This is a genomic window from Streptomyces sp. ISL-10 (assembly GCF_018614575.1).
In the GTDB taxonomy this organism is placed as follows: Bacteria; Actinomycetota; Actinomycetes; order Streptomycetales; family Streptomycetaceae; genus Streptomyces.
Window position 1 is genome coordinate 68,300 of record NZ_JAGGOJ010000020.1, and the last position, 13,332, is coordinate 81,631.

A 13,332-nucleotide genomic window follows, 5' to 3' on the forward strand; every position below is an offset into this window, starting at 1 on the left:
GGCCCGCGTGGGAGCGCGCCGGCACGGTCGTCTGCGTTGCCCCCGCGAGGGAGGGGCCGCCGCCCGCGCGGGGACGGTCGCGGGCGGCGCGGGGCTCGGCCGCCCAACCGCCGCAGCGCTGCCCGCCCGGCCGCACGCGTCGCAGGACGTGGCGGGGAAGGGTCCGCCAAAGGCCGCGGGTCAGGGCCGTGGGCGCCCCGCGTGGCCGCGCGGCCTGCTGTCGCGTCAGCAGGCCGCTTGCACTCGGTGCGGGGAGGGTGGCGGCGCAATACTCGATCCCGGCGTCCGGCCGGAGGCGTGTCCACCCATCGGCGACGCGCCGGCGCGCGGCGGGACACATCGCCCCGTGTCCGCGCCGTCCCGCCGCGCGCGGCGCCCATCAGCTGCATGCCGAGGCCGGAGGCGTTCTCATTCCGCCGCGGACCGCCGGACCGGTACGGGTGCCCCGCAGCAGACGCCCCGGGGCCGCACGGGCCCCCGCGGTGCCCCTCGGCCGGCACGGCACGGGCCCCGCGCGGTCCCCGAGGCGCTACCAGTGCCTCGGGGACCAGGTCGGGTCCGCCGTGCGCATCGCCGACGCGTCGTCGCGGTCGCGCATCGTGCCGTCGTCGGCCAGCCAGCGGCGGTGCAGGCGGTCGAGGCGGTCGCGGTCCAGTTCCACGCCGAGGCCGGGGAGGTCGCTCACCGCAAGGCGGCCGTCCTCGAAGGCGAGGCGTTCGGTGATCACATCCTCCGTCTGCCACGGGTAGTGGGTGTCGCAGGCGTGGTCGAGGTTGGGGACGACCGCGGCGGCATGGGTCATCGCGGCCAGGCTGATGCCCAGGTGGGTGTTGGAGTGCATCGAAAGGCCGACCCCGAACGTGCGGCAGACCGCGGCCAGTTCACGGGTGGCGAGCAGTCCGCCCCAGTAATGGTGGTCGCAGAGGACGACCTGCACCGCCCCCAGGGCGAAGGCCTCGGGGATCTCGGCGAAGTGGGTGACACACATATTGGTGGCGAGCGGCATGTCCGTGCCCGCGGCGACCTCGGCCATGCGTGCGGTCGGGGTGGTGGGGTCCTCCAGGTACTGGAGGACGCCCTTGAGCTCCTCGGCGACCTTCAGGGATGTCTCCACGGACCAGGCACCGTTGGGGTCGAGCCGCAGCGGCCGGCCGGGGAATGCACCGGCGAGCGCCCGGATCGCGGCGACCTCCTGCTCGGGCGGGAAGACACCGCCCTTGAGCTTGAAGGACGTGAAGCCGTGGTCGCGGGCGAAACGGCGCGCCTGGGCGACGATGCCGGCCGGGTCGATGGCGGCGCCCCAGTCGTCGGGCTCCCCGGCTCCGCCGGGGTGCTCCGCCCAGCGGTGGAAGAGGTAGGCGCTGTAGTCGACGGCGTCGCGGACCTTGCCGCCCAGCAGGGCGTGCACGGGCAGCCCGAGCGTCTTGCCGAGGGCGTCGAGGCAGGCGACCTCGAAGGAGGAGGCGACGGAGAGCCGGAGCTTGCCGGCTGTCTGGGCGCCGCGCAGCCCTCCGGCGTCGCCCGCGTCCGCGCCGGTCGCCTCGGGCGAGTCCCCGCAGACGCGGGCGGCGAGGGCCGGCAGCCCGTTGACGTCGCAGACCCGGCGGCCGGCCAGCGCATCGGCGAGGGGCCGTGCCAGGTCGAGGTACTTGGTGTCGCCGTAGGTCTCGCCGATGCCGCTCACACCGCCCGCGGTGACGACCTCGACGATCAGCCGCGGGGTGTACGGCTGGTGCACGCCTTGGGTGTTGAGCAGTGGTGGGTCGGCGACCAGGATCGGCGTGAGCCGCACCTCACTGATGGTCAGGTCCTGGCCCATGCTGTCTCCCCACAGAGATCGCGCACATGTATGAGAACTGAGATTAGGTACGCGAACCAGACATGGTCAACGGTGCCGAGTCCTCCACGGTGGGGTGTCGGTGAGGTGTCCAGGTGGATGAACGGGAGCGTCAGTGCAGCGGCATCGGACGCAGGATGCCGAGCAACATCCGCACCAGCTCGTCGACGAGTTCGTCGAGCGTCGCGTCCACCCAGCCGGCGGTCCAGTCGTGCAGCAGGCCGTTCACGCTGCCGATGAACGCCGCGGCGGCGACCCGGTAGTCGCGCGGCTCGGCCTCGCCTTGCTGGACCGCCCGCGCCGCCTCGGCGCAGATGAAATCCACCCAGCGGGCGCGCCGGGTCAGCCGCTGCCGCTCCATCGCGGGGCTGACCCCGACGATCTCGGTGAAGGTGATGCGGATACGCCGCGGGTCGCCGGTCACGTTCGCCGCGTAGGCACGGAAGACGGCCGTCGCCCGCTGCGCCAGGGGCAGGCCCTCCGCATCGGCGAGCGCGGCCAGGGCCGCCTCCTCGGCCCGGTCGTTGACCTGGAGGTGGAGCGCCGCCAGCACGTCCTCGAGCGTGCGGAACTCCTCGTAGAACTGACGGGTCGACAGTCCCGCGGCCTCGCTCAGCGCCGCGACCGTCGTTCCCCGGTAGCCGGGGCTGTCGCCGAACAGCCGCAGCCCCGCGTCGAGGAACCGCTGCCGCCGCTCGGCCTGGCGCTCCTCGGCCGACCTGCCCCCGTAACGCCCCGTCGGACCCTTGAGCCTGCCCGTCACCGGCCCTCCCTCGTCGTCCGGCTCACTTTGTCGTGTCCGGAGTCTTGTGGAGTCTGCCACCACTCGTTACTTTCCAGTAGCCCAATCTGAACGCACGTGTATTCAGACTGCGCCCGGTGTCGGACCGGCCGCCTGCCCGGAAGGAACGACGATGTCTCTGTCCAGCACCAGGCGGGCCGCGGGCGCGATCGCCGCCGTCCTCGCCCTCGCGGCCGGCGGTGCGCTCCCGGCCCACGCCGAAAACGCACAGAGCACCCCTGGCGCAGCGGACACAGCGGACACAGCGGGCAGCGCCGCGCTCCGCGAGGTGATGTTCGTCGGCAACAACTGGGACGGCACCGCCGACGTCATCGAGGCCGAGGGCGACTTCACCAGGATCGGCCGCGTCGACGTCGTCCCCGACAAGGAGGAGCGGCTGAGGGAGATCCACCTCAACCCCGTCAAGCTCGCCTTCTTCCTCGGCATCAGGCAGGGCCCGGGCGAAGGACACGACCAGTTCGTCGACGACATGTACGCCACGCCGGACGGCAGAGCCATGGTCGTCTCACGGCCGAGCTTCGCCGACGTCGTCTCCATCGACCTCGCCACCGGGAAGCTCAACTGGCGCTTCCCGGTGTCCGGTTTCCGCGCCGACCACATGGCCGTCTCCCCCGACGGCAGCCGCGTCGCCGTCTCCGCCTCGACGTCCGGCACCGTGCACGTCCTCGACATCGAGACCGGTGAGCAGGCCGGCTCGTTCACGACCGGTGACAAGCCGCATGAGAACGTCTTCACCGACGGCGGCCGATACCTGTGGAACATGTCGATCGGCGAGGTCACCACCGCGCTCGACGCGCCCTGGCTGGACTGGACGAAGGGCGACCGCAGGATCACCGTCGTCGACGCGCGGACGTTCCAGCAGGTGAAGGTGATCGACATGCGTCAGCGCCTGGACGCCTTCGGCCGCAGGGACCTCTCCGACGCGATCCGTCCAGTGGCGTTCACGCCCGACGAGTCGAAGCTCTACTTCCAGGTGTCGTTCTTCCACGGCTTCCTCGAGTACGACGTCGCCGCCGACCGGATCACCCGGGTGAAGGAACTGCCGAAGAACCCGGCGACCAGCGAGGACCGCACCACATGGGTCAACGACTCGCGCCACCACGGCATGTCGATGAGCCCCCGGGGCGACAAGCTCTGCGTCGCGGGCACGATGGACGACTACGCGACGATCGTCGACCGCGCCACGCTGCGGGAGAGCCCGCCGGTGCCGGCGTCGAAGCCGTACTGGGCGACGGTGAGCGGCGACGGGCGGTCCTGCGTCATCTCGGAGAGCGGCGCCGACGCCGTCACCGCGATCGACTTCGCGACCGGCAGGAAGGTCGCGACCGTGTCCGTCGGCGACCATCCGCAGCGGGTGCGCGTCGCCCGTGTCCCGGCGGACTGGACGGGCCCGGCGACCCGCTAGCCCCGGTGCCCGGAGTCCTGTGCGGGGCGCCCGAAGTCGTACGCCGCGACCTCGGCCAGATACCGGGCCCGCAGTTCCTCCTCGTCGTCGAGGAACGACGCCAGGAAGGAGTTGCGGGCCAGCTCGCGCAGGTCCTCGTCGCCGAGCGGCAACGCCTCGCGCACGGCACGGAAGTTGTCGCCCGCGTACCCGCCGAAGTAGGCGGGGTCGTCGGAGTTGACCGTGCACATCAGACCGGCCGCCATCATCCTCGGCAGGGGGTGGTCCGCGAGGGTGTCCACGGCCCGCAGCCGGACGTTGGACAGCGGGCACAGCGTGAGCGGGACGCGCTCGCGCACCAGCCGCGCCACCAGGTCGGGGTCCTCCATCGACCTCAGCCCGTGGTCGATCCGCTCGACGCCGAGCACGTCCAGCGCCTCACGGATGTACGCGGCCGGGCCCTCCTCCCCCGCGTGCGCGACCCGGCGCAGCCCGAGGGCGGCCGCGGCCTCGTAGACCTCGCGGAACTTCGACGGCGGGTGCCCGACCTCCGCCGAGTCCAGACCGATCCCCGTGATCCGGTCCAGATACGGCTCCGCCTCCCGCAGCGTCGCGAGCGCGGCATCGGCCGGCTCGTCGCGCAGGAAGCACATGATCAGGCGCGTGGACACCCCGTGCCGCTCCCGGGCGCCGTCCAGCGCCCGCCCCAGGCCCTCGATCACCGTGCCGATCGGGACACCGCGGGCAGTGTGCGCCTGCGGGTCGAAGAAGATCTCCGCGTGCCGCACGCCCTGCGCGGCGGCGCGCGCCAGATAGGCGTTCGCCAGCTCGGCGAAGTCGTCCTCGGTGCGCAGCACGGCCATCAACCCGTAGTACAGGTCGAGGAACGACTGGAGGTCCTTGAAGTCGTATGCCCTGCGCAGCTCTCCGGCATCCGCGAAGGACAGGTGGACCCCGTTGCGCGCGGCGAGGGCGAAGGCGAGCTCGGGCTCCAGGGTTCCTTCGACATGAAGGTGAAGTTCGGCCTTGGGGAGGGACATGTCCCGATTCTAGGCCGTACGTCCTTCAGGACCGCTTGGGCACGGGGATGCGCCACAGATCCCGGGCGACGGTCACCTCGCCGTCGAACCCGGCGGCCCTGGCCTGGCGTTCGAAGGTGTCGGCGGCGTCCGCGTAACGCTGCGAGAAGTGCGTGAGGACGAGGTGCCGTACGCCTGCCTCGTGCGCGACCCGGCCGGCCTGACCTGCGGTCAGATGACCGTGCTCGGTGGCCAGTCGCTCGTCCTCGTCGAGGAACGTGGACTCGATGACCAGCATGTCGCAGCCCTCGGCGAGGGCGTGCACCCCGTCGCAGAGCCGGGTGTCCATGACGAAGGCGAACCGCTGTCCGCTCCGGACCTCGCTGACGTCGTCGAGCGTGACGCCGCCGAGCGAGCCCTCGCGCTGGATCCGGCCGACGTCCGGGCCCTTGATGCCGTGCGCGGCGAGCCGGTCGGGCAGCATCCTGCGGCCGTCGGGCTCGACGAGCCGGTAGCCGTAGGACTCGACGGCGTGGGAGAGCCGGTGCGCGTGGAGCGTGTACGTGCCGGTCCGGGCGAACATGCCGTCGGCGGCGACGGGCGTCTGAACGAGCCGCACGGTCTCGCGGTAGGCCGTCGCGTACCGCAGACGGTCGAAGAAGCGCTGACCGCTCGCGGGATAGTGCGCGACGACCGGATGCGGGACCTGGTCGAGGTTGATCCGCTGGATCACCCCGGCCAGGCCCAGCGAGTGGTCACCGTGGAAATGCGTGACGCAGATCCGGTTGATGTCGTGCGCCGAGACACCGGCGCGCAGCATCTGCCGCTGGGTGCCCTCGCCCGGGTCGAAGAGAATGCCCTCGCCGTCCCAGCGCAGCAGATAGCCGTTGTGGTTGCGGTGCCGGGTCGGGACCTGGCTGGCGGTGCCGAGCACCACCAGTTCACGTACGGACACTGGTCTGTCCCACCCCTACCCGGGAGGCCACTCGAGACCGCGGCCGCCCAGTACGTGCGCGTGGGCGTGGAAGACGGTCTGGCCCGCGCCGGAGCCGGTGTTGAAGACGATGCGGTAGCCGGTCGCGTCGGCCTTGTCGTCGGCGGCCACCTGACCTGCCTCGCGCAGCACGTCCGCGGCGAGCTCCGGCACGGCGGCGGCGAGGGCGGCGGCGTCGCGGTAGTGGGCCTTGGGGATGACCAGGACGTGGGTGGGCGCCTGGGGGTTGATGTCCCGGAAGGCGACGGTGGTCTCGGTCTCGCGCACGATGGTGGCGGGGACCTCCCCTGCGGCGATCTTGCAGAACAGGCAGTCCGATTGCGGTTCTCCGGCCATGCGCGGGGCGCCTCCTCGCGGGTGGTGTGTCACTGCTGACGGCATGCTATCGGCCTGGAAGGGGCTGTTCCCCCCACCCCGCCCTCCCCTGCACCTGGCGGCATGGGCGGTGCCCCGACCCCGGAACCGGGGTGCAGTACTGCCCTTCAGGGCCCCTCCCGGGTCCGACGGCCGTGAGAGGAGCCCGTGGGCGATGCCCCGACCTCGGAACCGGGCCCGGGCCGGCCCCGTACTGCCCCTCGGGGCTCCTCCTGGGCCCAACGGCCATGGGACGCCGAACGAACTGGATAGCCGCTGCTCGGAACTTCAGCCGCGTCGGGGAACCCGGCCCGCCGGGAGACCCGGGCCAGGCGGCGCTGTGAGCCGCGGGATGCGGCTCACAGCGCCCCGCGGCCTGCCCATGCAGCCGCGCCGGCAATTGAGGCGTCGGCGCAGCGCTCGCAGGGGCGCGGCGGGACGGCGGGGCCCCGCCCGGGAGGACGGCCCGGGAGGGCCGGACGGCCCGGTCCGACCGCGACCGGCCGAGGCGATGACGATCGCCGGCATGGCCTTCGTGAGCCTGTCGCGGAGCTCACGCCCGGGAGGCACCCGGAGTGATTACCGATGGACCCGCGAAAGACCAGTTGGACCCGACCCGCGAGGGACCGGAACGACTCGGGAGGGACCCGGCAGGTGACCGGGACCCGGAAGGGAACCGGCAGGCACCGGGATCCGGCAGGGACCGGCAGGGACCGGCAAGGATCCGGCACGCCCTGGCGGGTCAGCGCGAGGCCGTGCGGGGCGCCTTACCGGCAGGGGCCGGGAGGACCCGGGGCGGGAGCTACGGCAGGCTCGGCGGGGTCTTCGCCGGGTTCTCCGTCAGGGCCGCCAGTGACATCCTGATCGCCTCGTCCAGTTGCGGGTCCCTCCCCGCCGCGTGGTCCTGCGGGGTGGTCACCACCTCCACGTCCGGATCCACGCCCCGGTTCTCCACGTCCCAGCCGTAACCCTCCAGCCAGAATGCGTACTTGGGCTGCGTGACCAGCGTGCCGTCGACCAGGGAGTAGCGGCTGTCGATGCCCACCACGCCGCCCCAGGTCCGCGTGCCCACCACCGGGCCGATGCCGAGCGCCTTGATCGCCGCGTTGACGATGTCGCCGTCCGAGCCGGAGAACTCGTTCGCCACCGCCACCACCGGCCCCCGCGGAGCGTCCAGGGGGTAGCTGGACGGCTGCATCCCGCGCGGCAGGTCCCAGCCCACGATGCGGCGGGCCAGCTTCTCGACGACGAGTTGCGACGTGTGGCCGCCACGGTTCTCGCGTACGTCGACGACCAGACCCTCACGTGCCACCTCGACCCGCAGGTCCCGGTGGATCTGGGCCCAGCCCGGCGCCTGCATGTCGGGCACATGGAGGTAGCCGACGCGTCCGCCGGACCTCTCATGGACGTACGCCCTGCGGTCCGCTACCCACGCGTGGTAGCGCAGCGGCTCCTCGTCGGCCAGGGGCACCACGACGGCGTGCCGCGGATCGCCGCCGCCCGCCGGGGACACGGTGAGTTCGACGGGCTTGCCGGCCGAGCCGACGAGCAGCGGCCCGGGGCCCCGTACGGGGTCGACGGGCCGCCCGTCCACGGCGACGATCGCGTCGCCCGCGCGCAGTGCGACCCCGGGCGCCGCGAGCGGCGAGTGGGCGTCCGGGTCGGAGGTCTCGGACGGCAGGATGCGGTCGATCCGCCACGACCCGTCCCCGGCGCGGGAGATGTCCGCGCCGAGCAGACCCTGCCGCGTCGCGCCGCTGCCGTACCCGCCGCGCGGCATGACGTACGCGTGCGAGGTGCCGAGTTCGCCCTGCACCTCCCACAGCAGGTCGACGAGGTCGTCGTGCGTGGCGACCCGGGCCAGCACCGGCCGGTAGCGCTCCAGCACCGCGTCCCAGTCGACGCCGCCGAGGTCCGGGCGCCAGAAGTGGTCGCGCATCAGCCGGCCGGCCTCGTCGTACATCTGCCGCCACTCGGCGGCTGGATCGATCGTCCGGCGCACGCGGCTGAGGTCGACGGTGATGTTGGTGTCGGAGTCCTCGTCACGGGAGGCCCGCCGGTCGCTGGGGACGACCTTGAGCTTGTCGTCGGTGTGCAGCAGGACCCGCCTGCCGTCGCCGCTGACGCGGAAGTAGGCGGCGTCGCCGGACAGTTCCTCGACGTGCTGCTGGGCCAGGTCGTACCGCTCCAGCACGGTCTTCGGGCCCGGGTCGTCGGGCGTGGCACGGGCCGTGCCGAGGACTCCGCGCAGCGGATGCCGCAGCCACAGCAGCCCGTCCTTCGCGGCGCGCAGCGTCGAGTAGCGGGCGGCCTCGACGGGGAACGGCACGATGCGGTCCGCGAGTCCGTCGAGGTCGATGCGGGTGACGGGCGCGGCGCCCTCGTCCGTGGCGGAGTCGGACGGACCGTCCTTGTCGGAGTCGAAGGCCCGCCCGTGCCGCTGCGGACCGAACGGCGACGGCGTCGTCGCGGCCAGCGTGATCAGATGCGGCCGGCAGCCGCCGATGAAGGCGAGGTCGAAGACATGCGTGTCGTAGACGGGGTCGAAGGCACGCTCGGACAGAAAGGCGAGGTGCCTGCCGTCGAGCGTGAACGCGGGCTGGAAGTCCGCGAACCGCAGTGGCGTCGCCTCGGAGACCGTCAGATCACCGGTGTTGGCGAGTTTGATCTGGCGCAGCGGGCTCGGGCCGGGGTGCGACCAGGCGAGCCAGCCGGAGTCGGGCGAGAAGACGAGCCCCTGGGCGTCGCCGTGCTCACTGCGGTCGACCTCGCGCACCTCGCCCGATTCGCGTTCGACGAGGAGCACCCGGCCGTCGTGCGAGGCGACGGCCGCGCGACTGCCGTCGGGGGCGACGGCGAGGCTCAGGACGCGGCCGAGCCGGCCGGCGGCGAGCCGGCGCGGCGGGGCACCCGCCGCTGCCCCGGTCGCCGGCGCGAATTCGAGCGCGTCGTCCCCCTCGGCGTCGGTCACCCAGACGACGTGCTCCTCTCCGTCGACCCGGAACGTGCGCGGCAGCCTGGCCCGTACGCCGGGCTCCACGGCCAGCGCACGCGCCGGCCCTCCGCGGTGGGTGACCCAGTGGATGCCGCCGCGGACCTCGACCGCGCTGCCGCGGCCTGTGTGGTCCGGGGCGGCGTCGCCCAGGTGGTGGTCGGCGTCGACGGGCCGGGGACGCAGATCGGTGCGCTGGCCGCCGAGCCTGATGTCGAGCCGGCGCGGTTCGGCGCCGTCCAGGTCGTCGAGGACCCACAGCTCGCCGGCCGCGGCATAGGCGACGCGGGTGCCGTCGGTGGCGGCATGGCGGGCGTAGAACCCGTCGATGCCGGTGTGGCGGCGGAGGTCGGAGCCGTCGGGCAGCGACGAGTAGAGGGCGCCGACGCCCTCGTGGTCGGAGAGGAAGGCGATGCGCTCCCCGACCCAGAGCGGGCACTCGATGTTGCCGTCGATGTCCTCGTGGAGGCGAATGAACTCCCGGCCACCGGCCTTCCCGCCACCGGCCGCCTCGTCACCCGGCTTCCCGCCACCGGCCGCCTCGTCACCCGGCTTCCCGCCACCGGCCGCCTCGTCACCCGGCTTCCCGTCGGCGGGCTTCCCGTCAGCGGCCGTCTCGATCCACAACTTGCCCGCGGTACCGCCCCGGTAGCGCTTCCAGGCGGCGGCCTCGCGTCCCATCGTCGCCGACAGCAGCAGCGTGCGCGGGCCGAAGGCGACATCGCCGACGGGCCCGTACGGCAGGGTCGTGGCGGGGCCGCCGTCGAGCGGCACGGCCCGCGCCCAGGTGCGGCGCAGCGACGCCTGCCCGTGGGTGGTGAGCGCCAGGACATGGCCGTCGGGGGTCCAGCCGCGTACGGACGTCTTGTCACTGCCCCAGTAGGTGAGCCGGTCCGACGGCCCGCCGTCGAGGGGCGCGACATGCACCTCGGGCGCGCCGTCGCGGTAGGAGGTCCAGGCGATGTGCGTGCCGTCGGGCGAGATTCTCGGACGGCTCACGGGGACGTCGTCGGCGCTGACGCGCCATGCGCGGCCGCCGTCGAGGGGCGCCACCCAGACGTCGTCCTCGGCGGTGAAGGCGATCGACTCGCCGTGCAGATGGGGAAACCGGAGGTAGGCAGGCTGCGTCACACCGTCACCCTAGGCAGGTGGGGGGCCTGCGCGGGAGGCTTTGGATCACTTGGCCGGAACGGCGGTCACGGTGACGGTCTCGGTGACGGTGACGGTTTCGGTGACCGTGGGATGGGGCCGGGACCCGTCGGAGGGCCGGGGCGGGGTGGTGGTCGGCACCGCCGAGCAGTCTCCGAGCATGGTCGCCTGGAAGACGACCTTCCTGTCGATCCGGGCGGTCAGGTCCCCCCGTACGCACCTGCCGGCGCGCTCGTCCGTCACCCGGCCCTTGACGGTGATGTCCTGGCCGGATCCGGTCTCTCCCCGGCAGTCGACGGCCGCGCCGCCGGCCGCCTTCGATTCCCCCGGGGCCGCCTTCGACGCCCCTGTGGCCGCTCTCGACGTCCCAGGGTCCGGATCGACCTTCGCGGTGCAGCTCAGCCATGCCACGTCGAAGGTCAGCCGTTCCAGTGTGGCGGTCGCGGTCCGGTCGGTGGTGACGGCCACGGCGGCGGAGTCGAGCCCCCCGGCCGCCGGTTCGCATCCGGCGAGGCTCGCGACGGCGATCCCGCAGGCACCGATGGGGCCCACGATTCTCAGCACCCTCATGGCGGGCAGAGTGCCACCGGCGAGGGCTGTGGCAAAAGGCAGGTTGTGGCCAGTGTGCGACCGTAGGCCCCAGGAGCAGCGTGATGCCTCCCAGCCCCAGCCCGGGTCCGCGTCAGGTCCCGCAGGCTCCCTTCAGGCCCGGTCGGCCGGTGTCCGGCCCCTGTCAGGGGCGGCCCCCGCGAGCCAAGCTCCCTCAGGCCCCCGTCGGCCGGCGCCAGGGCGTCAGGTCCCGCAGGCTCCCCTCAGGCCCCGGCGGCCCGCGTCATGCTCCCGTCAGGGCGTCAGGCCCCGGCGGCCCGCGTCAGGACCAGCGGCCCGTGCGGCCCAGGAGCAGCGCCGTCGCAGCCGTTCCGGCGGTGGACGTGCGCAGCACGCTGCGGCCCAGGCGGTACGGCTTCGCACCCGCCGCGGCGAACGCCTCCAACTCCTGCGGGGACACGCCTCCCTCGGGCCCGACGACCAGCACGATCGAGCCCTGCGAGGGGAGTTCGGCTGTGGCCAGCGGCTCGGCGCCCTCCTCGTGCAGCACGGCGGCGAAGTCCGCGTCGGCCAGAAGTGCCGTGACCTGCTTGGTCGTTGCCGCCTCCGCGACCTCCGGGAACCGCAGCCTGCGCGACTGCTTGCCCGCCTCCCGGGCCGTGGAACGCCATTTGGCCAGCGACTTGGCCCCCCGCTCACCCTTCCACTGGGTGATGCAGCGGGCGGCCGCCCACGGTACGACGGCGTCGACGCCGGTCTCCGTCATGGTCTCCACGGCGAGTTCGCCCCGGTCGCCCTTGGGCAGGGCCTGGACGACGGTGATCCGAGGCGTCGGCTCCGGTTCGGCCGGGCACGCGTGTACCTCGATCGTCAGCCGGTCCTTGCCCTCGGTGGCCAGCACGGTGCCGGCCGCGCCCTGTCCCTGACCGTCCGTCAGGACGATGTCCTCGCCCGGCTGCAACCGCTTCACGGAGACCGCATGCCGCCCCTCGGGACCGTCCAGGGTGACAACGGCGCCCGGCGCGGCGCCCGAGAGCGAGTCGACGACGAACACGGGGGCGGTCACCGCGCACCCCCGAGCGCCAGCGCGGCACGCGCGGCGTCCAGTTCCGCGGCGAGGACCTCCACCAGCTGCCCGGCGGGCAGCTCGCGCGCCAGCCGGTGGCCCTGCCCGGCCCACAACGCCATCCCCTGCGGGTCCCCGGCCTTCGCGGCCGCCTTGCGCAGTCCGCTCGTCAGGTGGTGGATCTCGGGGTAGGCGGCGGGGGCGTACGGGCCGTGCTCGTGCATGAAACGGTTCACCAGCCCGCGTGCCGGCCGCCCGGAGAAGGCGCGGGTCAGGTCGGTGCGGACGAACAGGGGGTTGGTCATGGCCTGCTTGTGCAGGGCGTTCGCGCCGGACTCGGGACACACCAGGAACGCCGTTCCGAGCTGCGCGGCACTCGCTCCCGCCGCCAGCACGGCGGCGATCTGGGCGCCACGCATCAGGCCGCCGGCCGCGACGACGGGAATCCGCACGGCCTCGCGGACGAGCGGGATCAGTGAGAGCAGCCCGATGCCGGAGCCGTCCGCGGCGGGGTCGTCGCGGTGGGTGCCCTGATGGCCGCCTGCCTCGATGCCCTGCACGCACACGGCGTCGGCTCCGGCCCGCTCGGCGGCCTGCGCCTCCTCCGGCGTGGTGACGGTGACCACGGTGATCGTGCCCACGGCGCCCAGCGAAGCGAGCTCGTCGCGGGAAGGGCAGCCGAACGTGAAGGACACGACCGGGACGGGATCGTCGCGCAGGATCGCGAGCTTCGCCTCGTAAGCGTCGTCCCGTCCCGCGTCGGGGTCGCCGAGGGGGGTCTCGTACCAGGTGGCCTCACCGGCGAGCTGCTGCCGGTAGACGTCGACGGCCGCCGGGTCGGCGGTGGCGGGCTGCGGCATGAAGAGATTGACGCCGAAGGGCCGCGCCGTGAGGGAGCGGATCTGTTTGATCTCCTGGAACATGCCGTCCACCGTCTTGTACCCGGCGGCGAGGAAGCCGAGCCCGCCGGCCTCGGACACGGCGGCCGCGAGCTGGGGACACGACGCGCCGCCCGCCATCGGGGCCTGCACGATCGGATGACGGCATAGATCGGTCAGCGCGGAGGACATGCAGGCATCGTGCCATGTCCCCGCGACGGGGCCGAATCCCCGTTCCCGGGGGGCGGTGCACGGTGCCTGCGGCGGGCGCTTCCCCAGGCTGCGCCCGAGGCCCTGCAACTCCTGAG

The 13,332-nt window shown here is 73.3% G+C and carries 10 protein-coding genes; 1 reads left to right on the forward strand and 9 read right to left on the reverse strand.

Annotation, left to right across the window (positions count from 1 at the left end):
* Positions 1–529: 529 nt before the first annotated feature.
* Both J7E88_RS23875 and J7E88_RS23880 read right to left on the reverse strand, forming a co-directional pair.
* The gene (locus J7E88_RS23875) at positions 530–1,819 is read right to left on the reverse strand and encodes an enolase C-terminal domain-like protein (RefSeq protein ID WP_215184403.1); all 1,290 of its coding nucleotides are present in this window, start codon (positions 1,817–1,819) and stop codon (positions 530–532) included.
* Positions 1,820–1,949: 130 nt separating this feature from the next.
* Entirely contained in the window at positions 1,950–2,600 is a 651-nt protein-coding gene (locus tag J7E88_RS23880; RefSeq protein WP_215184405.1) for a TetR/AcrR family transcriptional regulator, read from the reverse strand.
* A gap of 151 nt (positions 2,601–2,751) precedes the next feature.
* On the opposite strand from J7E88_RS23880, the gene J7E88_RS23885 reads away from it, so the two are divergent.
* A complete protein-coding gene (locus J7E88_RS23885; protein ID WP_215184407.1) occupies positions 2,752–4,044 on the forward strand; it encodes a YncE family protein in 1,293 nt (430 codons plus the stop codon).
* On the opposite strand, the gene J7E88_RS23890 is transcribed toward J7E88_RS23885, so the two are convergent.
* From J7E88_RS23890 to J7E88_RS23920, 7 genes are all read right to left on the reverse strand, one after another.
* The gene (locus J7E88_RS23890; protein ID WP_215184409.1) at positions 4,041–5,063 is read right to left on the reverse strand and encodes an adenosine deaminase; all 1,023 of its coding nucleotides are present in this window, start codon (positions 5,061–5,063) and stop codon (positions 4,041–4,043) included. The genes J7E88_RS23885 and J7E88_RS23890 overlap by 4 nt on opposite strands.
* A 25-nt stretch (positions 5,064–5,088) precedes the next feature.
* Complete coding sequence (locus J7E88_RS23895) at positions 5,089–5,997, reverse strand: ribonuclease Z (protein ID WP_215184411.1); 909 nt, start codon at positions 5,995–5,997, stop codon at positions 5,089–5,091.
* Between the two features lie 15 nt (positions 5,998–6,012).
* Entirely contained in the window at positions 6,013–6,372 is a 360-nt protein-coding gene (locus tag J7E88_RS23900) for a histidine triad nucleotide-binding protein (RefSeq protein ID WP_215184413.1), read from the reverse strand.
* An 820-nt stretch (positions 6,373–7,192) separates the two neighbouring features.
* On the reverse strand, positions 7,193–10,513 hold the full coding sequence (locus J7E88_RS23905; protein WP_215184415.1) for a S41 family peptidase: 3,321 nt from the start codon (positions 10,511–10,513) through the stop codon (positions 7,193–7,195).
* A gap of 45 nt (positions 10,514–10,558) precedes the next feature.
* Positions 10,559–11,101: a hypothetical protein gene (locus J7E88_RS23910; protein ID WP_251023099.1), complete on the reverse strand. Its 543-nt coding sequence runs from the start codon at positions 11,099–11,101 to the stop codon at positions 10,559–10,561.
* A gap of 301 nt (positions 11,102–11,402) precedes the next feature.
* Positions 11,403–12,146: a 16S rRNA (uracil(1498)-N(3))-methyltransferase gene (locus tag J7E88_RS23915; RefSeq protein ID WP_215184417.1), complete on the reverse strand. Its 744-nt coding sequence runs from the start codon at positions 12,144–12,146 to the stop codon at positions 11,403–11,405.
* Positions 12,143–13,216, reverse strand: coding sequence for a nitronate monooxygenase (locus J7E88_RS23920; RefSeq protein ID WP_215184419.1), 1,074 nt, complete (start codon positions 13,214–13,216; stop codon positions 12,143–12,145). The genes J7E88_RS23915 and J7E88_RS23920 overlap by 4 nt, the downstream gene beginning before the upstream one ends.
* Positions 13,217–13,332: the final 116 nt, after the last annotated feature.